Origin of the sequence: Micromonospora sp. NPDC049559 (assembly GCF_040676675.1) — a bacterium.
GTDB lineage: Bacteria > Actinomycetota > Actinomycetes > Mycobacteriales > Micromonosporaceae > JBFAPK01.
This window is the reverse complement of the sequence record NZ_JBFAPK010000005.1, coordinates 233,081-254,828: the sequence shown is the minus strand read 5'-3', so window position 1 is coordinate 254,828 and position 21,748 is coordinate 233,081. Positions and strand designations below refer to the sequence as shown.

The following is a 21,748-nucleotide window of genomic DNA, read 5'->3' as shown; positions in this document are numbered from 1 at the left end:
GGTTGCACGATGGGAGGCATGGTGCGGTTCATCCTCAACCTGCTCTGGCTGGTCTTCGGCAGCGGCATCGTGCTCGCGATCGGCTACGGCATCGCGGCCCTGATCTGTTTCGTACTGGTCGTCACGATCCCGTTCGGGGTGGCGTCGCTGCGGCTGGCGTACTACTCGCTGTGGCCGTTCGGGCGGACCCTGGTGCCGAAGCCCGGTGCCGGGTTCGGGTCGGCCGTCGGCAACGTCCTCTGGGTGGTGCTCGCCGGCTGGTGGCTGGCGCTGATGCACGTCGTCGCGGGGATCGGGCTCTGCGTGTCGATCATCGGTATTCCGTTCGGCATCGCCAACTTCAAGCTGGTACCGGCCGCGTTCTGGCCGCTCGGCCGCGAGGTCGTGGAGCTGGACGAGCTGCCGGCCGCGGCCCGCTGAACGGGCCGCGGCCGGGGCGACGGCTCGCCTAGCGTCGGGCCTCGCGCAGCACCGCCCGCAGCTGCGTGTCGGGCACCGGCGCCCCGGGCGACTGCATGAAGTCGTCCTGGCTGCTCCCGTACGGCCGCCCGTACGCGGGGGTGCCGGGCTGGAAGCGCCAGCCCTCGGCGAGCGGGCCGGCGTCGACGGTGTCGTAGCCGATCGTGTCGAGGAACTCGGTCACGAGCGCCTTGGCCTGCTCGTCGTCGCCGGCGATCGCGAGCGCGCTGCGCCCGGGGTCGCCGGGCGGGCGGCTCAGCTCGGCGAGGTGCCGAAAGTTGATGTTGTTGAAGCCCTTCACCACGTGCGCGTCGGGCAGGTGCCGCTGGAGCAGTTCGCTGCTGGTGGTGGAATCGTCGTCCAGCTCGGCGATGTGCCCGTCCCGCGAGGGGTAGTAGTTGTTGGTGTCGATGACGGGCTTGCCCGCGAGCGGTTCGACGGGGACGTCGCGGTACGCCCGCAGCGGGATGCTCACCACGACCAGGTCCCCGGCGGTCGCCGCCTCGGTCGGCGTGCCCGCCCTGGCCCGGGGGCCCAGCTCGGCCACGAGGTCGGCGAGCGTCTCCGGCCCGCGAGAATTGCTCAGCACCACGTCGTAGCCGGCGGCGACGGCCAGCCGTGCGACGGTCCCGCCGATGTGTCCACTGCCGATGAGTCCGATAGTCGTCATAACAGACATAATCGCGGGAACTTCGCGCCGACACCGGCGTATTCCCGCCGTACCGACGGCCGGGCGGCCCGGCTCCTCGACGCCGGTGGTTCGGCGTGCGTCTCCGTCGGTGGGCGACGAGCCGCGCCGGCTCGGAGCACCGGTGAGTCGATCAATATGCCGTAGGGTGTCTCGAAATTCGCACGAAGGTGGACGGGGTTGAACGGGTTCCAGGTACAGATCGACACTTTGCTCTCCACAGGGGCGCGGATCCAGGGCGCTGAAGGCCATGTCGTCGCCGCCCGCCAGCGGCTCGACTCGGAAGACACGGGTGGCCTCGGTTCGGGGGAGCTGGAGGGCGCCGCCGAGGATTTCGTCGACCGGTGGGGCGGCACGCTCGACAACTTGGCGGCGGCGCTACGGGGCGTGCGGCACAAGCTGTCGACGACCGCCGACCTGTACCGGCAGTCCGACCTCGACAGCGTCCAGTACCTCAAGGGCGTGCCGGAGCCCGACCTGACCCCGAAGGGGAACTGACGTGTCGAGCCTGCTCGCGAGCCTCGGCCTCGGCCCCGACAAGTACCCCACCCTGGGCTTCGACCCGGCGCCCGGAAGTCCCGAGGAGGTCTCGGCCTTCGCGGCGGCGCTGAGGAATGCCGCCGCGCAGCTGGGGGATGCCAAGATCGAAGTCAACGCGGTGGCCGGGGGGATCGGCGGCTGGGAGGGCCGCGCCGCCGAGGGCTTCCGCACCCGCGTTTACGGCTTCCCGAAGCGGCTGGACCAGGCGGCCCACGCGATGAACAGCGCCGCGGACGTGCTGGAGCGGTGGGAGCGGGATCTCGCCGCGCTGCAGGCCAAGGCCGCCTCCTGCGAAAAGGACGCCGCGGAGGCCAGGAAGAGACTGGCGGCGGCCGAGAACGATCCGGCGCTGAGCCTCGTCGGCCAGCTCGTCAACGCCCTGACCCCGGGCGCTCAGGCGGAGGCCGATGCCGCGGCCCGCCGGCTGCGGGCGGCACAACAGGCGTACGAGGACATCGTCGCGGACGCCACTGTCCTGAAGGGATATCACGAGGAACTGTCGGGGGAAGCCGCGCGGAAGCTGGCCGAGTTGGCCGAGCTCGCCACCGACCCCGGGTTGCTCCGGGAACTCCTGGACGACGTGAGCGCGCCGTTCGAGGCGGCCGGGAACTGGATGACGAGGCACGCCAACCAGATCGCCAATCTGGGCGATGTCGCCGGCGACATCGCCATGGGCAGCGGGCTCCTGTCGCTGCTCAGCATCGGTGCCGGTGGCGTGCTCGTCTTCACCGGGGTCGGCACGCCGGTGGGTGCGGCGCTCATCACGGCCGGCGCCGGCGGCCTGGGTGCCAGCTCGCTCTCGGGGTTCGGCGCCCTCGGTCTGCACACCGTCGCCGCGTCGTTCGGCGGCGACGTCTCCGCGAAGGATTTGGTCTTCGACGTCGCCGGGGTCGCGATGGTCGGCGTCGGGAAGCAGCTGGAGCCGGCCATCGAAGGGCTCGATGACGTAGGTCGTGCCGTACACGAGGCGATTGTGGACGGGCCCTGGCAGTCGGGCGCGAACTCGATGCAGCAGGAGGACATCGCCCAGCACGGCGACGACTACTGGCGGGACGGCTGGTGGAACATCCCGGCCGCGATGGAGCAGGCATGGAGCCTGGGCGCGGAGGAGAACAGCGCGGCCGAGCAGGAGGCGGCGGAACGGCTGAGGGAGGCGAAGCAGGCGGTGGCGCCCTAGTGCTCCCGACCAGCGAGGAGCCGCCCGCGCCGCCCCGCGTCAGGATCGCCGTACCCTCCTGGTTCCACGCGGTGCCCACGCACCGCGACCCGGACGAGCGCCGCGCGGCCCTGTTCGCGCTCGCCGCCCGGGTCCTACCCGAGGGAGGCCCCGATGCGCACCGGGCCCTGGCCATGCTCTGCGACCGGCAGGCGGTCGAGCTGAGCCGCAAGCCCGTGCTCTACCACGGGTTCAGCTACCTGGTGGCCGACGGCCGGGCCAGCATGTCGTCCCTGCTGGCCGCCCTGGAACCCGGCGATCGGCTGGACGCGGACCTCGCCGCGAAGCGGATCGCCGCGCGGTACGAACGCGAGGCCGGCCGGTACCGGGTGGAGCGGCGTCTCCTGCCGTGCGGCCCGGCGGTGGTGGTGGTGGCCGGTTTCAGCGCGCCGGTCCCGACACGGTTCGGCGGGCGGCCGGAGCCGGCCGTCGTACCGGTCGCGTACGCCCAGGCGGTCGTGCCTGTTCCCGACGTGCCGTACCTGCTGGTCCTGCGCCTGACGACCCCGAGCCTCGCGGACTGGGCGGAGTACTGCCAGGTCATGGTCTCGGTCCTGCGTAGCATCCGGTTCGAGCGGCCCGGGCCGGCGCCACTGGCCGGCCCGGACTCGGCCCGCGGGTCAGCCCTGGTCGGACTCGGTCAGCCGGTCGCCGCGGCGGGCCAGCAGCTTGAGCCCGGGGATGCCGGCGACCGCCAGCCGTAGCTCCCGGGTCACCTCCAGCAGCTCGTGGATGTCCGGGCCGACCCGGTCGAGGGTGGCCAGGATCGGCAGTACGTCCGAGGTGACGTGCTCGGTCAGCTTCGGCAGCTCGTCGATGAGCCGGATCGCCGCGTCGACCTCCTCGGCCGAGAGCTGCTCGACGAAGCGGCCCGCCATCGGGGCGGCGCGCAGCAGCGTCGCGCCGTACGCGGTGAGCAGCTCGTCGGCGGTGGCGGTGACCGCCTCGGCGCGCGCCATCGCGGTGGCCGCGTCCCCCGTGATCCGGCCGGCGTCGGCGACCACGGCCTCGGCGCCGGTCGCGACCCGGGTGGCCTGTTCGATCGCGACGGTCGCCGCCGCGCTGATTACCCCGACCTGACGTACCGCGTCCTCGGCCTCGTCGAGCACCCGCTCGGTGCGGGTGACGGCCGCCTCGGCCCGCCCCACCACCGTCTCGGCCCGGTCCAGCACGGCCTCGACCCGCTCGACGGCGGCGGTGATCCGCGCGAGCAGCGCCTCGGCCCCGTCGAGCAGCCCGAGGGCGCGCGCCGGTGCGGCGGCGAGCGCGGCGGCCGTACCGGTGGCCTGACCGACGGCGAGGCGGGTGAGGTCGACGAGCACGGCGGGGTGCGGCAGGGGCAGCGGCATGTAGGCAAGTGTGCGGCACACCGGCCAGCCCCGCTCGGCGCGATCGCGGTGGTCGGGTCGCCGGAGTGCGGGACCGCACGTGACCAGGTACGAAACGGTTTCGTAACGGGTTCTTGACGGGTCGGCGCGGCGGGGGCAGACTCCCCGGAAACGTTTACAAGTCCGAGGCGGAGGTGCGGTAGGTGGGTCGTAAACGTTTACAACCCCCGGTCGACGGCCGGCCGACGGTGCACACCGTCGCCGCCCGGGCCGGCGTCTCCATCGCCTCCGCCTCCCGGGTACTGAACGGGCGCGGCGGCAGCGCCGAGACGGTCCGCAAGGTCCGCGAGGCGGCGGCCGAGGTCGGGTACGTGCCGAACGCCATCGCGCGCTCGCTCCAGTCCCAGCGCACCGGCCTCGTCGCGCTCGCGGTCGCCGACATCGGCAACCCGGTCTACGTGGCGATGATGCGCGCCATCGAGGCCGTGGTGGCCTCCTCGGGCCGGCAACTGCTGGTGCACGCGACCGGCGGACAGGTGGCGAACGAGACCGACCTGCTGCGCCGGCTCGCCCACCGGTACGTGGACGGGATGATCCTCTCCCCGATCCGGATCACCGACGCGCACCTCGGCGCGCTGGTCGACAGCCCGGTACCGGTGGTCGTGGTCGGGCAACTGCCCGAGGAGGCGCCGGTCGACAACGTCCGTACCGACTCCGCCGCCGGCGTGGCGCTCGCCGTGGACCACCTGGTCGCGGCGGGCCGGCGGCGGATCGGCTTCGTCAACGGGCCGCTGGACACCGTGCCGGGCGCCGTCCGCGACGCCGGCTTCCGGGCCGCGCTCGCCCGCCACGGCGTCGCCCTCGACGAGCGGCTGGTCGAGGTCGGCGACTTCCAGTACGCGGCCGGGCGGGACGCCGCCGCCCGGCTGATCGCGCGGGCCGACCCGGACGCGCTGCTCTGCGCCAACGACCTGATCGCCGTCGGTGCCCTGCACGCGCTGCTCAGCGCCGGGCGCCGGGTACCCGAGGAGGTGGCACTGGTCGGCATGGACGACACCGAGCTGGCCCAGATGGCCTTCCCGCAGCTCTCCAGCGTTTCGCTGGGCTCGGCCGCCCGTGGTCGCCGCGCCGCCGAGCTGCTGCTGGAGCGGATCGCCGACCCGTCGCTGCCGCCGCGCCGCGAGCACGTCGCGCCGAGCCTCGCCGTGCGCGCGTCGAGCCGCCCCGGGGCGGTAGTGCGGCACGTCCCCGCGCCCGCGCACCCCGGCGGCACGCCGCCCACCCCGCCGGCGCCGGTTTCCGTGCGGGAGGTGCTGCCGTGACCACGCTGACCGAGCCGCGTCCCGAGGCACCGTCCCGCCGGCCGGGTGGGCGGGGGCGGGCGCGCTCCGACCGTACGACGGTCTACCTGCTGCTGCTCCCGTCGCTGCTGCCCGTGGTGGTGCTCTCGGTCTTCCCGCTGCTGCGCGGCATCTACCTCGGCTTCACCGACGCCCGCGCCGGACGCAACGTCACGATCAGCTTCACCGGGCTGGAGAACTACCGGGAGATGCTGCACGACTCGCTCTTCTGGGGGTCGTTCCGGATCGGACTGGTCTGGGCGTTCGGGGTGACCGCGCTCCAGTTCCTGCTCGCCCTCGGGCTGGCGCTGCTGCTCAACCAGCAGCTGCGGTTCCGTGGGGTGGCCCGGGTGCTGGCCGTCGTGCCCTGGGCGATGCCGCCCGTGGTGGTCGGCATCCTCTGGCGGCTCGTCTACCACCCCGACGCCGGGCTGCTCAACGAGCTGCTGCACCGGCTCGGCGCGGACGCGCTGCGGACCAACTGGCTCGGCGACTTCGGCACCGCGCTCCCCGCAGTGATCATCGTCGGCGTCTGGGCCGGGCTGCCGCAGACCGCGGTCGTACTGCTGGCGGGGTTGCAGGGGGTGCCGCGCGAGCTGCACGAGGCCGCCGCCGTGGACGGCGCCGGCACCTGGCAGCGCTTCCGCGGGGTGACCCTGCCGGCGCTCGCCCCGGTGATCGTGGCGATCACGTCGCTGGACTTCATCTGGAACTTCAACTCGTTCGGGCTGGTCTACGTGCTCACCAACGGTGGGCCGGGCGGCCGGACCATGCTGCCGATGCTCTTCGCGTACGAGGAGGCGTTCCGCTACGGCAACTACGGCTACGCGGCGGCGCTCGGCAACGCCATGGTCCTGATCATTGTGGCCCTGCTCGCGGTGTACCTGCGCCGCCGGCTCCGGGAGGCGAACTAGATGTACGGCAAGCCGAGCCGGCTGGGCCGGGCGTTGCAGTACCTGGCCCTGCTGGCGTACCTGGTCTTCCTGGCCTTTCCCCTGGTCTGGTTGCTCTCCACCTCGTTCAAGCCCCCGCGCGAGCTGGTCAAGCTGCACCCGACCCTGATACCGGTGCACCCGACCCTGTCGAACTTCGTCCAGGCCTTCACCGAGCAGAACCTCGGCCGGGCGGCCTGGAACAGCCTCCAGGTCTCGCTCGCCTCGGCGGTGCTGACCGTGCTGGTCGCCACGCCGGCGGCGTACGCGCTGGCCCGGTTCCGCACCCGGCTCGGCACGGTGGCGCTGGGCTGGGTGCTGCTCTCCCAGCTCTTCCCGTTCGTACTGCTGATCATCCCGATCTTCCTGGTGCTGCGGCAGGCGGGGCTCGCCAACACGCACGCCGGGCTGATCCTGATCTACGTGGTCTGGGCGCTGCCGTTCGCGCTCTGGATGCTGCAGGGCTTCGTCCGCAACATCCCGCGCGAGTTGGAGGAGGCCGCCTCGGTCGACGGCGCCACCCGGCTGCAGGTGCTGCGTCGGGTGGTCTTCCCGCTGCTCGCACCCGGGCTGGTCGCCACCGCGCTCTTCTCGTTCATCTCCGCCTGGAACGAGTTCTTCTTCGCCCTCGTACTGATCAAGACGCCCGAGCTGGCGACGCTGCCCGTGGCCCTGGCCCGGTTCGTCGGCATCGAGGGCACGGCCCGGCTCGGGCCGCTCGCGGCGGGCTCGCTGCTCGCCACCCTGCCGAGCCTGGTCTTCTTCGCCGTCATGCAGCGCCGGCTCTCCTCCGGGTCGCTGGCCGGCGCCGTCAAGGGCTGATCCGTCCCACCCACCACCCACCCCCACCAGTAGAGGAGGCACCACAGGTGCGTCTACCGAGATTCGACCGCAGACTCGCCGCCGCGGCGGTGGCGGGCGTCGTCGGGCTGAGCACCCTCGCCGCGTGCGGCGGGGGCGACTCCGGCGACAGCTCCGGACCGGTCAAGCTGCGTTTCCTCAGCCTCGCCTGGCAGAAGGAGTCGCTCCAGGCCAACAAGGACCTGGTCGCCAAGTGGAACGCCGACCACCCGGACATCCAGGTGGAGTACGTCCAGGGCGACTGGAACTCCGTACACGACCAGTTGCTGACCTCGTTCGAGGGCGGCGACGCGCCGGACATCATCCACTACGAGGCGGCCTCGATCGGTGAGTTCAGCAAGCAGGGCTACCTCGCCGACCTTTCTTCTCTGCTCTCCGACAGCTTCAAGGACCAGATCGACAAGGGCATCTGGGACACCGCCACCTTCGACGGCAAGGTCACCGGGGCGCCGTTCCTGCTGGAGTCGCAGGTCGTCATCGCCAACAAGAAGCTGCTCGACGCGGCCAACATCGCCGTACCGCCGGCCGACGGCGGCTGGACCTGGGACGAGTTCCAGGCCAACGCGAAGAAACTGACCGGGCCCGGCCGGTACGGGGCGGCGTGGGCGCTGAAGTCCCCGACCAACCGGGTGATGAACCTGGCGCTCAACTTCGACGGCAAGTACTTCTACACCGACGGGGGCAAGACCGAGGTACGCGTCGGCGCCCCCGAGCGCGAGGTCCCCAAGCGCATCCACGACATGCTCTACACCGACAAGAGCGCCGCGCCGGACGCGCTCGGCATGAGCGGCGCGGACACCCTGCCCGGCTTCTTCGCCGGCAAGTACGCGATGATCCCCGGCTCGGTCTCGCTGCGGCAGCAGATGGTGGAGCAGGCCCCGGCCGGCTTCGACTGGGTGACCCTGCCGCCGATCAAGGGCACCTCGGCCAACCAGGCCGCCAACCCGCAGACGCTGTCGATCTCGGCGGACTCGAAGCACCAGAAGCAGGCGGCGCAGTTCCTGGAGTACTTCCTCAACCCGACCAACATGGCGATCCTCGCCCACGGCGACTGGCTGGTGCCGACCGGTACGCAGGCCAACGCCGAGCTGGTGAAGTCGACCGGCGGCAAGCAGGGCTGGGACGTCGCCGCGGACAGCGCCAAGGACCTGACCGTGGCCCCGTTCCAGAAGCTGGACGCCTACCCGGAGTGGAAGACCAAGTACGCCACCCCGGCGCTCCAGCAGTACTTCGCCAACAAGATCTCGATCGACCAGCTCGGTACCCAGCTGGTCGACGGTGGGAAGCAGGTCCTGAGGTAGTCATGGAACTCTTGCTCGACAAGTCGGTCGGCTGCCTGGTCGGCGCCGCCGTGGGCGACGCCCTCGGCGGTGCCACCGAAACGGCGCTGCCCGAGCAGATCCGGGCCCGGTACGGCGGTTGGGTCGAGGGCATCGCGCCCCCGTTCCACGCCGACTGGGCCACCGCCCGGCCGATGGCGCCGTACCACAAGGGCGACGGGCACATCACCGACGACACGTTGATGACCCACGCGCTGGTACGGGCGTACGCGCGCAAGCGCGACCATCTCGACGCGTACGACGTGGCGGAGCTGCTCGTGCCCGACCTGATCGAGCGGGTGGTCTACCTGCCGGACCTGGAACGGGAGGGGCTGACCTTCCACCGCCTGGCCGCGGCCGAGCGGTGGCTGGTCACCCGCCTGCACCACGCGCACGCCGACCCGCGCGAGGCCGGCGTCGGCAACATCGTCAACTGCGGCGCCGCCATGTACATGGCCCCGGTCGGGGTCGTGAACGCGGGCGACCCCGCCGGGGCGTACGCCGAGGCGGTCGAGGTCGCCGGCGCCCACCAGCACAGCTACGGGCGGGAGGCCGCGGCGGTCTTCGCCGCCGCGGTGGCCGCCGCGATGGCGCCCGGCGCGACCGTGGACGACGTGGTCGCCGCCGCGCTGGAGCTGGGCCGCGACGGCACCCGGGCCGCGGTCGAGGCCGTGGTCGAGGCCGCGCGGGGGTACGACGACTGGCGCGAGGCGATCGGGCCGCTGCGCGCCGCCGTGGCCCCGTACGACACGGTCGGCGAGGACTACCGCAGCCCCGGCCTCGGCGCGCGGCGGCCGAGCCGGCTGCACGCGATCGAGGAGCTGCCGGTGGCGCTCGGCATGCTGGTCGTGGCGAAGGGCGAGCTGCGCCCGGCGGTGCTCGGCGCGGTCAACTACGGCCGCGACGCCGACTCGACCGCCACCATGGCCGGCGCCATCGCGGGCGCGCTGGGCGGCGCGGCCTCGGTGCCGGACGACTGGTCGGCCACGGTGGCGCGGGCGTCCCGCACCGATCTGGTGGCCCCGGCCCGCGCCCTGGCCGAGGTCGCCGGCGAGGTCTTCGCCCGCGACCGGGACCGGTTCCGCCGCCGGGCCGACCGCTTCGCGGGGCTCGCGTGAGCGCGGCCGGGCGCCTGCGGCTCACCTGGGTGCAGCCGGAGGACCTGCTGCCGCACGAGCTGGCCGCCAGCGCCGACGAGGGGCGCGACGTCTCCGTGGTGGCCGAGCGCTGGGCGGCGGCCGGCGGCAGCACCGTACCGCCGGTCGGCGGGGCCTCGCCGGCCCCCGCCGACCCGGGCCTGCGGGCCCTGGCGGCGCGGCTGCTGGACGTCTGCGACGCGCTGCCGGCCGTGGCCTCGGCCGACGAGCCGCAGGAGCTGGACGAGATCCGGGCCGGCTGGCCGGAGCGGTACCCGCTGCCGGCCGGCCCGGCCGACCCGGACCGGCTGCACGGCGCCTGGCTGGGCCGGGCGGTCGGCTGCGTGCTCGGCAAGCCGGTCGAGAAGATCCCCCGGCAGGGCATCCGGGAGATCCTGACCGCCACCGGGCGGTGGCCGCTCGCCGGCTACTTCACCGCCGCCGGCCTGCCGGCCGAGGTGGCGGCCCGCTGGCCGTGGAACCGGCGCAGCGCGCCGACCAGCCTCGCCGAGAACATCGACGGCATGCCCGAGGACGACGACCTCAACTTCGCGCTGCTGGCGCTGCGGGTGCTGGAGACCGCCGGGCGGGACTTCGACAGCGACGACGTGGCCCAGGCGTGGCTGGACTGGCTGCCCGGCGGGCGGGTCTTCACGGCCGAGCGGGTGGCGTACCGCAACCTGCTGCTCGGGCTGACCCCGCCGGCCACCGCGCTGCGGCACAACCCGTTCCGGGAGTGGATCGGCGCGCAGATCCGCACCGACGTGTACGGCTGGGTCAACCCCGGCCGGCCGGACCGGGCGGCGGAGATGGCGTACCGGGACGCGGTCGTCAGCCACGTCCGGGCCGGCGTCTACGGGGCGCTCTGGGTGGCGGCGCTGACCGCCGCCGCGGTGGTCGCCCCGGACGTGGAGACCGTGCTGGACGCGGGCGAGTCGGTCCTGCCGCCGAACAGCCGCTTCACGGCGGCGGTACGCGAGGCGCGGGCGCTCGGTGCCGGTGCCAGCGACTGGGAGACGGTGCTGGACGCCCTCTACGAGCGGCACGGCCACCTGCACTGGGTGCACGTACGCAACAACGCCGCCCTGGTCGCCGCCGCGCTCGCGTACGGCCGGGGCGACCTGGTCCGGTCGATCTGCGCGGTGGTCAGCGGCGGCTGGGACACCGACTCCACCGGCGCGACGGTCGGCTCGGTCACCGGGGCGCTGACCGGCGCCGCCGCCCTGCCGCCCGAGTGGACCGGTCCGCTGCGCGGCCGGCTGCGCAGCAGCATCGCCGGCTTCGACGGGATCGGCTTCGCCGAGCTGGCCGAGCGCACCGCTCGACTCGGCCCGGACGCGGGGGTGCGGTCGTGACGGCGCGGGTGGTGGTGGTCGGCAGCGCCAACCTCGACCTGGTGGTGACCACCCCGACGCTGCCCCGACCGGGGGAGACCGTCCTCGGCAACGGGTTCAGCACCGTACCGGGCGGCAAGGGCGCCAACCAGGCCGTCGCCGCCGCCCGAGCGGGCGCCGACTGCGCCTTCGTCGGCGCGGTCGGCCAGGACGGCTTCGCCGACCAGCTGCGCGAGAACCTGGCCGCCGCCGGGGTACGCCTGGAGCGGCTGCGCGGGGTGCCCGGCCCGTCCGGGGTGGCGCTGATCGCGGTCGACGCCGCGGCGGAGAACTTCATCGTGGTGGCGCCCGGCGCCAACGGCGAGCTGACCACGCTGACCGAGCAGGACCGGGCGGCGGTCGCCGCGGCGGACGTACTCCTCTGCCAGTTGGAGATCCCGCTGCCGGCGGTACGGCAGGCCGCCGGCTGGGCCCGCGCGGCCGGTACCACGTTCGTCCTCAACGCCGCGCCGGCCCGGCCGCTCCCGGCCGACCTGCTCGACCTGGTCGACCTGCTGGTGGTCAACGAGGTCGAGGCCGGCGTGGTCGCCGGACTCGCCGATTCCGCCGGCGGCACGGGGGCGCCGGCGGAATCGGCGGACTCGGCCGGGAACGAGGCTCAGCCGGCGGACCCGGCCGGGAACGAGGCTCGGCCGGCGGACCCGGCCGGGAACGAGGCTCAGCCGGCGGACCCGGCCGGGAACGACTCCGCGCTGGCGGGGCTGCTCGACGCGCTGCTGCTGGTGGTGCCCCGCGTCGCGCTGACGCTCGGCGCCCGGGGCGTGCGGTACGCCGACCGGACCGGGCTGCGGCTGGCGGTCCCGGCGCCCCGGATCGAGGCGGTCGACACCACCGCCGCCGGGGACGCCTTCACCGCCGCGCTCGCCGTGGCCTGGGCCGAGCGCGGCGGACCGACCGAACCGGCGGCGGTCACGGCGGCGCTGCGCTGGGCCTGCGCGGCGGGCGCCGCCTGCGCCCAGCGGCCCGGCGCCTCCAGCGCCCTGCCCACCCGGGACGAGATCGACGCGCTCGCCGCGCGGAGCTACGGGGTGAGCCCACGATGACCCTGCCCGGCTTCAACCCGTACGTGCCGAGGCCGATCGACCTGCCCTCGGCGGTACCGCTCGACCCCGGCGCCGACCTGTCGGTGCTGGACGAGGCGAAGATCTTCGCGGCGCCGGACGACCCGGCCGACTGGCCCGCCTGGCGGGAGCGGCTGCACCGCTGGCGGGCCGGGGCGCGGCAGCGGGTGGCGTACGACGGCGGCCACTACGACACCATCGCCGGGGACTGCTTCAGCGTCTGCCTCGCCTGGCTCTGGGACGAGGCGCTCTACGACCACGAGCGCGGCGTCTTCACCGTCGAGGAGTTCCTCGACGAGGCGGAGCGGGACTTCGGCGGCTTCGACGGGGTGGTGCTCTGGCACGCGTACCCGGTGATCGGGCTGGACGACCGCAACCAGTTCGACTTCTACCGGGACGTGCCGGAGCTGCCCGAGGTGGTCCGGGCGTTCCAGCGGCGGGGCGTACGCGTCTTCGTCGACTACAACCCGTGGGACACCGGTACCCGCCGGGAGCCCGACAGCGACGCGACCGGGGTGGCCGCGCTGGCCGGCCGGCTCGGCGTGGACGGGGTCTTCCTCGACACCCTCAAGGAGGGCGCCGGCGAGCTGCGGGCCGCGCTGGACGCGCTCGGTACGCCGCCCGGCGGCGGTACGCCCGGCAGCGCCATCGTCCTGGAGGGCGAGTCGCGGGTGCCGCTGGCCCGGATCGCCGACCACGCCATGTCCTGGGCGCAGTGGTTCGCCGACTCGACGGTGCCGGGGGTGCTGCGGGCCAAGTGGTTCGAGCGCCGGCACGTGCTGCACCACACCCGCCGCTGGCACCGCAGCCACCTGGACGAGCTGCACTCGGCCTGGCTGAACGGCTGCGGCGTGCTGGTCTGGGAGAGCGTCTTCGGGGTCTGGGTCGGCTGGAACGCCCGGGACCGGGCGCTGCTGCGCGCGATGCGCCGGGTGCGGCGCGACCGCGCGGCCTGGCTGCGCGCCGAGGACTGGGTCCCGCTGGCCGACCACGCGCCGGGAACCGAGGTGTACGCCTCCCGCTGGACGCACGGCGACGAGCCGCTCTGGACGGTGGTGAACCGGGGCGCGGCGCACGACGGGCCGTGGCTGGTCACCGAGGACCGGCCGGGGCGGCGCTGGTTCGACCTGGTCACCGGGGCCGAGCTGACCCCGACCGCGCGGCCGGACGGCCGGGTCGCCGTCGGCGGCGCGCTCCCCGCCGGCGGCATCGCCGCCGTGCTGGCGACCGCCGTGCCCCCGGCCTCCGCCGCGACAGACTCCGACTCGGTCGGGGCCGACGATGATGCGACCTTCCCGGCCCGCGCGGCCGTGCGGGTGCCCGCGCCGGTCACCGTCCACGACCGGGTACCGGCCGGCATGGTCGAGGTCGCGGCCGGCCGGCGCGAACTGGTCGTCCGGTACCGGGTACGGGAGACCGGCCTCTACGGCGAGGCCCCGTACGTGGACGAGTGGAAGCCGCTGCCGCCCCGGCTGCACCACACCGCCACCCTGCGCCGCAGCGTACGGCTGGGACGGTTCGCCATCGCCGCCCGCGAGGTGACCAACGCCGAGTACGCCGCGTTCGTCCGCGCCACCGGCTACCGCCCGACGCGCCCCGAGCGCTGGCCCTGGTCGGAGAGCGAGACTCTCCCGGGTCCGGCCGACGCGCCGGCCACCCACGTCGAGCTGGCCGACGCGCGGGCGTACGCCGCCTGGGCCGGGCTGCGGCTGCCGACCGAGGACGAGTGGCAGGTCGCCGCCGAGGCCGGGCTGCTGGCCCGGGCCGAGCCGCTGGTGTGGAACCTGACCGAGAGCGAGCACACCGACGGGCGTACCCGCTTCGTCATCGTCAAGGGCGGCGCGGCGTACCGGGCGGAGGGCTCGGACTGGTACTTCGACGGCGGCCCGCAGCCGCCCCAGGCGTCGGTGAAGCTGCTGCTGCTCGGCGCCGGCCTGACCCGTTCGTCGTCGGTGGGCTTCCGCTGCGCCGCCGACCTGCCCGGATGAGGAGTCACCCGATGAGACTGCCCTGGCGGCTCGGCGGCGGCGCCGCGGCGCTGCTGCTCGCGGCCGGACTGGCCGGCGCGCTCCCCGACGGCGCCGCGGCGAGCCGCGAGCGGGTCGGCACGCTGACCACGGCCAGCGCGCCCTCGGCCGCGCTCGGTACGCCGATCGACTACACCGTCTACCTGCCGTACGGCTACGCCGAGACGCGCAACGCGAATCTCCGGTACCCGGTGCTCTACCTGCTGCACGGGCGGGGCGACACGATGACGGCGTGGACCCGGGTCAAGGCCGACCTGGACCGGATGATCGCCGACGGCGAGCTGCCGCCCGTGATCGCGGTGCTGCCCGACGCGCCGTGGAGCGGGCGGGGCAGCTACTACGTGGACTCGGCGTACACCGGCACCGACGACCCGGGCCGGCCGGTGGAGACCGCGCTCACCCGGGACCTGGTGTCGTACGTGGACGCCACCTACCGGACGTCGGCGCAGCGCAACGGCCGGCTGATCGGCGGATACTCGATGGGCGGCGCGGGCGCGCTGCGGTACGCCCTGGCCCACCAGGACCTCTTCGCCAACGCGCTGGTGCTCAGCCCGGCGGTCTACCGCCCGCTGCCGCCGGCCGACTCGTCGGCCCGCGAGTTCGGCGGGTACGGCCTGGGCGCGCAGCGCTTCTCCGACGAGGTCTACCAGCGGCTGAACTACCCGGCGCTGCTACCGAAGCTCGACCCGGAGCTGCCGGTACGGATGTACCTCGCCGTCGGCGACGACGAGGTGCCGAACCCGGACCCGGCCGACGCGGTGCACGACCTCGACTACGAGGCCGCGACCCTCTACAACACGGTCCGCCGGGCCGACGGGGTGGCCGCCCAGTTCCGGGTGGTCGACGGCGGGCACGACTGGGACGTCTGGGAACCCTCCTTCGTGGACGGCCTGCGGCAGCTCGCCCCGACCCTGAGCGTCACGCCGCCGGCCGGCCTGCCCGCGCCGCTGCGCGGTACCGCCGGCACCGACTGGGCCGGCGGGGTCGCCGCGGCGCCCGACGGCGGGGCCGTGCTCGGGTACGCGGCGTCCGGCCCGGTCGACGGGCAGCCGTACGCCGGCGGGCTGGACGCCGTGGTGACCCGGCTCGGCCCGGACCGCAGGACCGCGACCTGGACCGCCGAGTTCGGCACGCCCGCCAACGAGCGCCTCTACGGGGTGGTGCCGCTCGCCGACGGTGGGGTGATCACCGCCGGCTACACCCGGGGCGACCTCGACGGCAGACATCCGGGCAGCCCGGCCGACGACGCCATCGTGGCGCGGCTGGACGCCACCGGGGCGCGCACCTGGCTGACCCAGCTCGGGGACCCGGCCAAGGCCGACCGGTTCTACGCGGTCGCGCCCGCCCCGGACGGCGGCGCGTACGTCGCCGGCTACACCAGCGGCTCGTACGCCGCCACCAGCGCGGGCGACAAGGACGCCGTGCTGGTCCGGGTCCGTCCGGACGGGACGGTCGCCTGGTCCCGCCAGTTCGGCGGGGCCGGCGAGGAGAAGGCGTACGCGGTCGCGGCCGACGCGGGCGGCGTCTACCTGACCGGCGTCACCTCGGCCGGACTGCCCGGCACCACGGCGCTCGGCGGTACCGACGGCTGGCTCGCCCGCTTCACCCCGGACGGCGACCGGCAGTGGCTGACCACGGCCGGCGGCACCGGCGACGACCTGCTCGCGGGGCTCGCGGTCGACGCGGCCGGCAACGCGGTCGCCACCGGCAGCGTCGGCGCCTCCGACGGCGGCGGTACCGCCACGGCCGGCGGCACCGACGTGCTGACCGTCGCGTACGGCCCGACCGGGCAGCAGCGCTGGCGTACGGTCAGCGGCGGCCGGGGCGACGAGGCGGGCGCCGAGGTGGTCGCGCTGCCCGGCGGCGACGTCGCCGTGGTCGGCTTCACCGGCAGCGCCCTCGGGGTACCGGCCGGCGGCGCCGACGCGCTGACGCTGCGGTTCGACCGGCGCGGCCGGCAGACCGTGGCGGCCCAGTACGGCACCGCCCGCGACGACGCGGTGGACGCCTTCGGCGAGGAGAACGTCTACGCCACCCTCGCCGCGGACGGGAAACTGCTGGTCACCGGCCTCACCACCGGTACGCCCAGCGGCGGCGCGGCGCTCGGTAACGGTGACGTCTTCCTGGCCGCCGTCGACCCGACGGTAGGCCGGCCATGACCCCGCTGGACGGCTTCGCGGTGCCCGGCGTGGCGGCCTCCTCCGGCGCTGACGCTGTGGCCGGTGCCGTGCCTGGCGCCGGTGCCGTGCCTGGCGCCGGTGGCGGTGCTGGTGCCGGTGGCGGTGCTAGTGCCGCGCCCGATACTGGCGCTGGCGCGGCGGCCGGGGCCCGGCCGCTGGACGGGGTGAAGGTGGTCGAGCTGGCGACGCTCTTCGCCGGCCCGCTCGCCACCGCCTTCCTCGGCGACTTCGGCGCCGACGTGACCAAGATCGAACATCCGCGCAAGCCGGACCCGTCCCGGGGACACGGCCCGGCCCGCGACGGCGTCGGGCTCTGGTGGAAGGTGCTCGGACGCAACAAGCGCTGCGCCACGCTGGACCTCTCCAGCCCGGCCGCCGGGGACGTGCTGCGCCGGCTGGTCGCCGACGCGGACGTGCTGGTGGAGAACTTCCGGCCGGGCACGCTGGAGCGTTGGGGGATCGGCCCCGCCGAGCTGCACGCGGTCAACCCCCGCCTGGTGATCGCCCGGATCAGCGGCTTCGGCCAGGTCGGCCCGTACGCCCGCCGGCCCGGCTTCGGCACCCTCGCCGAGGCGATGAGCGGTTTCGCCGCCGCCACCGGCGAGCCGGACGGGCCGCCGACGCTGCCGCCGTTCGGGCTGGCCGACTCGGTGACCGCGCTCGCCACCGCGTACGCGGTGATGCTGGCGCTGCGGGCCCGCGACGTCAGCGGCGTCGGGCAGGTCGTCGACCTCGCCATCATCGAGCCGATCATGGCGATGCTCGGGCCGCAGATCACCTGGTACGACCAGCTCGGCTACGTCCAGCCCCGGCTCGGCAACCGCTCGAACAACAACGCGCCGCGCAACACGTACCGCTGCGCCGACGGGCGCTGGGTCGCGATCTCCACGAGCGCGCAGAGCATCGCCGAACGGGTGATGCGCCTGGTCGGCCGCCCCGAGCTGATCGACGAGCCGTGGTTCGCCACCGGCAGCGGGCGGGCCGCGCACGCCGACGAACTCGACGCCGCCGTCGGTGCCTGGGTGGCCGCCCGGGGCCGGGACGAGGTGGTCGCGGCGTTCGAGGAGGCGCAGGCCGCCGTCGCCCCGGTCTACGAGGTACCGGACATCCTGGCCGACCCGCAGTACACCGCGCTCGGCACCGTGGTCACGGTACCCGACGAGGAGTTGGGGCCGGTCCGGATGCAGAACGTGCCGTTCCGGATGTCGGCGACGCCCGGGCGGATCGAGCACGCCGGGCGGCGGCACGGGCAGGACACCGAGGCGGTCCTGACCGAGCTGGGGCTGACCGCCGACGAGATCGACCGGCTGCGCGCGGAGGGGACGATCTGATGCTGCTGACCTGGCTCTACGTGCCCGGGGACCGGCCGGACCGGTTCGCCAAGGCGGTCGGGTCCGGCGCCGACGCGGTCATCCTCGACCTGGAGGACGCGGTGGTGGCCGGCCGCAAGGCGTACGCCCGGTCGGCCGTCGCCGAGTTCGTGGGCGAGGCGCACCGGGTGCCCGTCCAGGTACGCGTCAACGAGCTGGCCGGGCCCGACCTGGCGGCCGACCTGGACGCCGTGGTGGGCGCGCCGGGGCTGGCCGGGCTGCGGCTGCCCAAGGTGGACTCGCCGGAGGCGCTGCTGGCCGTCGCGAACCGGCTCAGCGCGGCCGGGGCGCGGGCGGCCGGCCGGTACACCGGGCCGCCGCTGCACCCGCTCGTCGAGTCGGCGGCCGGCGTGGAGGCCGCGTACGCGATCGCCCGCGCGCACCCGGCGGTCGCCTCGATCGGGCTGGGCGAGGCGGACCTCCGCTCGGACCTGGGGGTCGCCGACGACGACGGGCTGCTCTGGGCGCGCGGCCGGATCGTCGTCGCGGCCCGGGCGGCGAGCCTGCCGCCGCCGGCCATGTCGGTCCACCCGCACGTGGCCGACCTGGACGGGCTGGCCGCCTCCTGCGTCGCCGGGCGCCGGCTCGGTTTCGTCGGCCGGGCCGCCATCCACCCGCGCCAGCTCCCGGTCATCGTCGAGGCGTTCCGGCCGGCCGACGACGAGGTCTCCCGGGCGCGGGAACTGCTGGACGCGGTCGCCGAGGCGCAGACCCGGGACTCGGGCACCGCGGTCCTGCCCGACGGCCGCTTCGCCGACCGCGCGATGGTCGCCGCGGCCGAACGTACGGTCGCCCTGGCCGAGCGCTACGCCTGACGGGCCTGCGGGCCGCCGCCGGATACCCTGACCTTGACCGATGTGTCGGCGCCGTCGCGGTAGAGGGCGACGACATCGTCCGCACCGCCGCCGTCCAGGTCCGCCACGGTCAGGCGGGCGTTCCCGAGGGCGAAGCCGCCCTGGTCGGCGTCGGCCGCGCTGTCCCACCACTGTGCCCCGGCCGAAGAAGCGGGGCCGGTCGAGGCGTACACCGAGACCGTGGTGTCGTCGCCCGCGCCGTGCGCCACGGCGAGGTCCTGCGACAGCCAGGTCGGGTTGGTGACGTCGCCGCAGGTGGTGGGCGGATAGGTGGTCAGATTCGCGGGCGCGGCCGGGGCGGAATTGGCCGGGGCGGCGCCGGCCGGGCTGGCCGCCGCGGCGGCGAGCACCGCGACGGCCAGGGCGGTCGCGACGGTCGGGACGACCGCCCGGCGCTGCGGTGTCGGCGGTACGGCGGAGCGGGCACGCATCAAGGTATCCCCCCGTTTCGAATCGGTGCGTGGGACTATGTGTCTTACTGGAGATTGGCTTTCGGCCGCGGCACGCTGCGGCCGTGGGTCAGAGCCATCCCGCGCGTACCGCCTGGGCGCCCGCCTGGAACCGGCTCGATGCCCGCAGGCGCTCGGTGAGCTGCGCGATGTTGCGTCGGACGGTGCGGACCGAAACGCCGAGGTGGCGAGCGACGATCTCGTCCGTCGATCCGTCGGCGAGCATCCCAAGTATCTGAGCCTCTTGGGGAGTGAGTTTGTCTCGCGTTTCTGCTCTGGTCTCGGTGACGGGTCTGGCTGCCTGCCACAACTGCTCGAACAGCGCGTACATGGCCGCAATCAGGCCAGCGTTGCGGACCTCGATGACAGAAGGTGTCGAGTCTCCCGGTCGGTCCGACAGGAGTACGACTTCCCGGTCCACAAGAACCATCCCTACCGGCGGCTTCGGTCCGGTGCGGACTTCGCTACCCAGGTTCACGAGTCGTGTCGCGATCTCGTCGAGGCCAGAGCGCCCGTGGTGCATCCGCTGATACAGGGATTTGAGCCGGACACCGCGCCCGGAAAGTTGATTCGCGAGGTTGAAGGTTTCCTCCGCCAACCAGGGAGTGTGGGTGTCGAACGGTATGGTTGCGAAGTACTCTTGCCTGGCGTTTTGCAGTAGCTCACCGACCCTGTTCCGGGTTGTCTTTGCATCCCCGAGTCGGACCACTCCAGTTGGTTCCTGTTGCAGCCAATCGCTCTGTTTTGCCAGGTAATCGATCTGCCGGCGAGTAGCATCTGCCTGCATTTGTCGCTGTCGCACATCCTGCTCGATGTGCCCCAGTAGGGCGCGGAGTCCTGTTCCCGGCGACACTGCTGTCAGCTGGCCAGAAGTGTCATCCATCAGGACCAATCCGAGATCGACCAGGACGCGCAGCGATTTGCGCGTAACGCGCTCGGAGATCCGCAGGCGTGCCATGAGGTCTGCTGCTGACAGTTGCGGGTTGAAGAGAAGCGCACGATAGACCATCTCCGTCTGCAGGGAAAGCCCTAGCTGTGAGAGCATCGTCACCCACTTGCTGTAGTTGATCAACTGCGGAGTGCAGTATCTCTCACCCGTGATCGCCCCGCAAGCTCCGTTGACCTGGGCTTAATTCGTGACTCTGCGTGCTGGCAGCAAGTTGCCAGGCAGGGTCCTGCCGGCGTCGAGGTAGTGACTTCTCCGCCGCTCGCGAATAACACTTCTGGACGGCTCGGTCGTCGATCAAAACGCCTCAGCGAGCTGTACGCGCAATTCGGGGAAGGTGGCCCCGCTGCGTTTTGTGCAGACCGTTGGCGTTGAGATTTTCGGTCGCGGTCGCGTAATAGTTCGCATCCAGGCGTGCTGGGCGCGTGGTCAGAGGAAAGGTTGGTGGCTATTTTGTTGACACGTAAACGCGTGGCCGGAGGTTTTCTCGGCCTGGCGATTGCCGTAGGTTCGGGGGCTGTTGGCGGCATCGGCGCGGAGATGGTGAGTGGACCGGCGGCGGTCCAGGCGTCCACCGTCGGTGGAGCAATTACCCGATCGGAGGTGCTCGATCGGGCGCAGTACTGGGTGGACGAGGGGGAGGAGTACAACACCTCTGCTAGCGCGCCTGACCCCGACGGTCGGAGCTACCGCACCGACTGTTCCGGGCTCGTGGCTATGGCCTGGCACCTGAATGGCAGTCCCGACACCGACGCCTTCAACGACGTCAGTGATGCGAGGTGGGACGAGATCCCGCTCGACGACCTCCTGCCCGGCGACGCCGTGGTAAAGCCCGACGTGGGTTCGGTGTCCGGTCACATCGAACTCTTCGTCAGCTGGAAGGACAAGAGCAACCATCGCGCCGGAGCATATGTCTACTCGTTCAACAATACCGGAGAGACGGTCCGGAACCCGTACAAGGTGAACAACGTTGGCAAGCTCGGCTTCGATTCGTGGGATGAGCTGACCGACTACCATAAGGCGATTCGTTATACGAACATCCGGAACGACCCGGCAACGACCCCGAGTTTCCGCTACCTCTACACGCTTGAGGGCGGCAAAGTTTACGAGACGTACGGGAGTTCGACGGGTTGGGTAAAGAACCCGATCAACGTGCCGACGACGGCCACCGCGCTCTCCGCAACCTGGAGCCTGGGTGGCCAGCGCTACCTCTACACGCTCGAAGGCGGCAAGGTCTATGAGACCTACGGGAGTTCGACGGGTTGGGTGAAGAACTCGATCAACGTCCCGACCGCGGCGACCGCACTGTCCGCCACGTGGAGCCCCAGCGGCCGTCGCTACATCTACACCCTGGAAGATGGCGCGCTCTACGAGACGTACGGAAGCCCGACGGGTTGGGCGAAGAACCCTATCAACGTACCGACGGCGGCGACCGCCGTTTCGGCCACGTGGAGCCCCAGCGGTGAGCGCTACATCTACACCGTTGAGAACGGCGAGGTTTACGAGACGTACGGGAGCCCGACGGGTTGGGTGAAGAACCGTATCAATGTTCCGACGGCGGCGACCGCCGTTTCGGCCACGTGGAGCCCCAGCGGTGAGCGCTACATCTACACCGTTGAGAACGGCGAGGTTTACGAGACGTACGGGA

At 73.3% G+C, this 21,748-nt stretch carries 19 protein-coding genes and 1 pseudogene; 16 read left to right on the top strand and 4 right to left on the bottom strand.

Annotation, left to right across the window (positions count from 1 at the left end):
• Nucleotides 1-18: 18 nt before the first annotated feature.
• Nucleotides 19-420 carry a YccF domain-containing protein gene (locus AB0J86_RS09965; protein ID WP_363855312.1) on the top strand — a complete coding sequence of 134 codons (402 nt, stop codon included), beginning with the start codon at nucleotides 19-21 and terminating at the stop codon, nucleotides 418-420.
• A gap of 28 nt (nucleotides 421-448) precedes the next feature.
• On the opposite strand, the gene AB0J86_RS09960 is transcribed toward AB0J86_RS09965, so the two are convergent.
• On the bottom strand, nucleotides 449-1,129 hold the full coding sequence (locus tag AB0J86_RS09960; RefSeq protein ID WP_363855309.1) for an NADPH-dependent F420 reductase: 681 nt from the start codon (nucleotides 1,127-1,129) through the stop codon (nucleotides 449-451).
• 198 nt (nucleotides 1,130-1,327) lie between these two features.
• On the opposite strand from AB0J86_RS09960, the gene AB0J86_RS09955 reads away from it, so the two are divergent.
• Genes AB0J86_RS09955 through AB0J86_RS09945 form a run of 3 tightly spaced genes read left to right on the top strand, consistent with a single transcriptional unit; the run spans nucleotide 1,328 to nucleotide 3,607 of the window.
• Complete coding sequence (locus tag AB0J86_RS09955) at nucleotides 1,328-1,645, top strand: hypothetical protein (protein WP_363855308.1); 318 nt, start codon at nucleotides 1,328-1,330, stop codon at nucleotides 1,643-1,645.
• 1 nt (nucleotide 1,646) lies between these two features.
• Nucleotides 1,647-2,864 carry a putative T7SS-secreted protein gene (locus AB0J86_RS09950; RefSeq protein WP_363855305.1) on the top strand — a complete coding sequence of 406 codons (1,218 nt, stop codon included), beginning with the start codon at nucleotides 1,647-1,649 and terminating at the stop codon, nucleotides 2,862-2,864.
• Nucleotides 2,864-3,607, top strand: a complete 744-nt coding sequence (locus tag AB0J86_RS09945) for a hypothetical protein (RefSeq protein ID WP_363855302.1) — start codon at nucleotides 2,864-2,866, stop codon at nucleotides 3,605-3,607. Before AB0J86_RS09950 ends, AB0J86_RS09945 begins: the two co-directional genes overlap by 1 nt.
• Here AB0J86_RS09945 and AB0J86_RS09940 read toward each other — a convergent pair.
• Nucleotides 3,524-4,252, bottom strand: coding sequence for a hypothetical protein (locus AB0J86_RS09940; RefSeq protein ID WP_363855299.1), 729 nt, complete (start codon nucleotides 4,250-4,252; stop codon nucleotides 3,524-3,526). The two genes, AB0J86_RS09945 and AB0J86_RS09940, sit on opposite strands and share 84 nt — an antisense overlap.
• A 182-nt stretch (nucleotides 4,253-4,434) precedes the next feature.
• On the opposite strand from AB0J86_RS09940, the gene AB0J86_RS09935 reads away from it, so the two are divergent.
• The 11 genes from AB0J86_RS09935 to AB0J86_RS09885 all read left to right on the top strand — a co-directional run bounded on the left by AB0J86_RS09935 (nucleotide 4,435) and on the right by AB0J86_RS09885 (nucleotide 18,666).
• On the top strand, nucleotides 4,435-5,553 hold the full coding sequence (locus AB0J86_RS09935) for a LacI family DNA-binding transcriptional regulator (RefSeq protein ID WP_363855296.1): 1,119 nt from the start codon (nucleotides 4,435-4,437) through the stop codon (nucleotides 5,551-5,553).
• A complete protein-coding gene (locus AB0J86_RS09930; RefSeq protein ID WP_363855293.1) occupies nucleotides 5,550-6,485 on the top strand; it encodes a sugar ABC transporter permease in 936 nt (311 codons plus the stop codon). Before AB0J86_RS09935 ends, AB0J86_RS09930 begins: the two co-directional genes overlap by 4 nt.
• Nucleotides 6,486-7,325 carry a carbohydrate ABC transporter permease gene (locus tag AB0J86_RS09925; protein WP_363855290.1) on the top strand — a complete coding sequence of 280 codons (840 nt, stop codon included), beginning with the start codon at nucleotides 6,486-6,488 and terminating at the stop codon, nucleotides 7,323-7,325.
• A gap of 47 nt (nucleotides 7,326-7,372) precedes the next feature.
• Nucleotides 7,373-8,665: a sugar ABC transporter substrate-binding protein gene (locus AB0J86_RS09920; protein ID WP_363855287.1), complete on the top strand. Its 1,293-nt coding sequence runs from the start codon at nucleotides 7,373-7,375 to the stop codon at nucleotides 8,663-8,665.
• 2 nt (nucleotides 8,666-8,667) lie between these two features.
• Nucleotides 8,668-9,801 carry an ADP-ribosylglycohydrolase family protein gene (locus AB0J86_RS09915; RefSeq protein WP_363855284.1) on the top strand — a complete coding sequence of 378 codons (1,134 nt, stop codon included), beginning with the start codon at nucleotides 8,668-8,670 and terminating at the stop codon, nucleotides 9,799-9,801.
• On the top strand, nucleotides 9,798-11,174 hold the full coding sequence (locus AB0J86_RS09910; protein WP_363855282.1) for an ADP-ribosylglycohydrolase family protein: 1,377 nt from the start codon (nucleotides 9,798-9,800) through the stop codon (nucleotides 11,172-11,174). The genes AB0J86_RS09915 and AB0J86_RS09910 overlap by 4 nt, the downstream gene beginning before the upstream one ends.
• Complete coding sequence (locus AB0J86_RS09905) at nucleotides 11,171-12,256, top strand: ribokinase (protein WP_363855279.1); 1,086 nt, start codon at nucleotides 11,171-11,173, stop codon at nucleotides 12,254-12,256. Before AB0J86_RS09910 ends, AB0J86_RS09905 begins: the two co-directional genes overlap by 4 nt.
• Nucleotides 12,253-14,262, top strand: coding sequence for an SUMF1/EgtB/PvdO family nonheme iron enzyme (locus AB0J86_RS09900; RefSeq protein ID WP_363855276.1), 2,010 nt, complete (start codon nucleotides 12,253-12,255; stop codon nucleotides 14,260-14,262). Before AB0J86_RS09905 ends, AB0J86_RS09900 begins: the two co-directional genes overlap by 4 nt.
• An 11-nt stretch (nucleotides 14,263-14,273) precedes the next feature.
• Nucleotides 14,274-16,460: an alpha/beta hydrolase-fold protein gene (locus tag AB0J86_RS09895; RefSeq protein ID WP_363855273.1), complete on the top strand. Its 2,187-nt coding sequence runs from the start codon at nucleotides 14,274-14,276 to the stop codon at nucleotides 16,458-16,460.
• Between the two features lie 185 nt (nucleotides 16,461-16,645).
• Nucleotides 16,646-17,812: a CoA transferase gene (locus tag AB0J86_RS09890; protein WP_363855270.1), complete on the top strand. Its 1,167-nt coding sequence runs from the start codon at nucleotides 16,646-16,648 to the stop codon at nucleotides 17,810-17,812.
• Entirely contained in the window at nucleotides 17,812-18,666 is an 855-nt protein-coding gene (locus AB0J86_RS09885; RefSeq protein WP_363855267.1) for a CoA ester lyase, read from the top strand. Before AB0J86_RS09890 ends, AB0J86_RS09885 begins: the two co-directional genes overlap by 1 nt.
• Here AB0J86_RS09885 and AB0J86_RS09880 read toward each other — a convergent pair.
• Both AB0J86_RS09880 and AB0J86_RS09875 read right to left on the bottom strand, forming a co-directional pair.
• Nucleotides 18,657-19,136: a hypothetical protein gene (locus AB0J86_RS09880; protein ID WP_363855264.1), complete on the bottom strand. Its 480-nt coding sequence runs from the start codon at nucleotides 19,134-19,136 to the stop codon at nucleotides 18,657-18,659. The two genes, AB0J86_RS09885 and AB0J86_RS09880, sit on opposite strands and share 10 nt — an antisense overlap.
• A gap of 88 nt (nucleotides 19,137-19,224) precedes the next feature.
• Nucleotides 19,225-20,226 (bottom strand): helix-turn-helix transcriptional regulator, encoded by a 1,002-nt coding sequence (locus AB0J86_RS09875; protein WP_363855261.1) that lies wholly within the window; start codon nucleotides 20,224-20,226, stop codon nucleotides 19,225-19,227.
• Nucleotides 20,227-20,514: 288 nt separating this feature from the next.
• Here AB0J86_RS09875 and AB0J86_RS09870 point away from each other — a divergent pair.
• Nucleotides 20,515-21,748: pseudogene (locus AB0J86_RS09870) on the top strand (hypothetical protein); the annotation flags it as partial.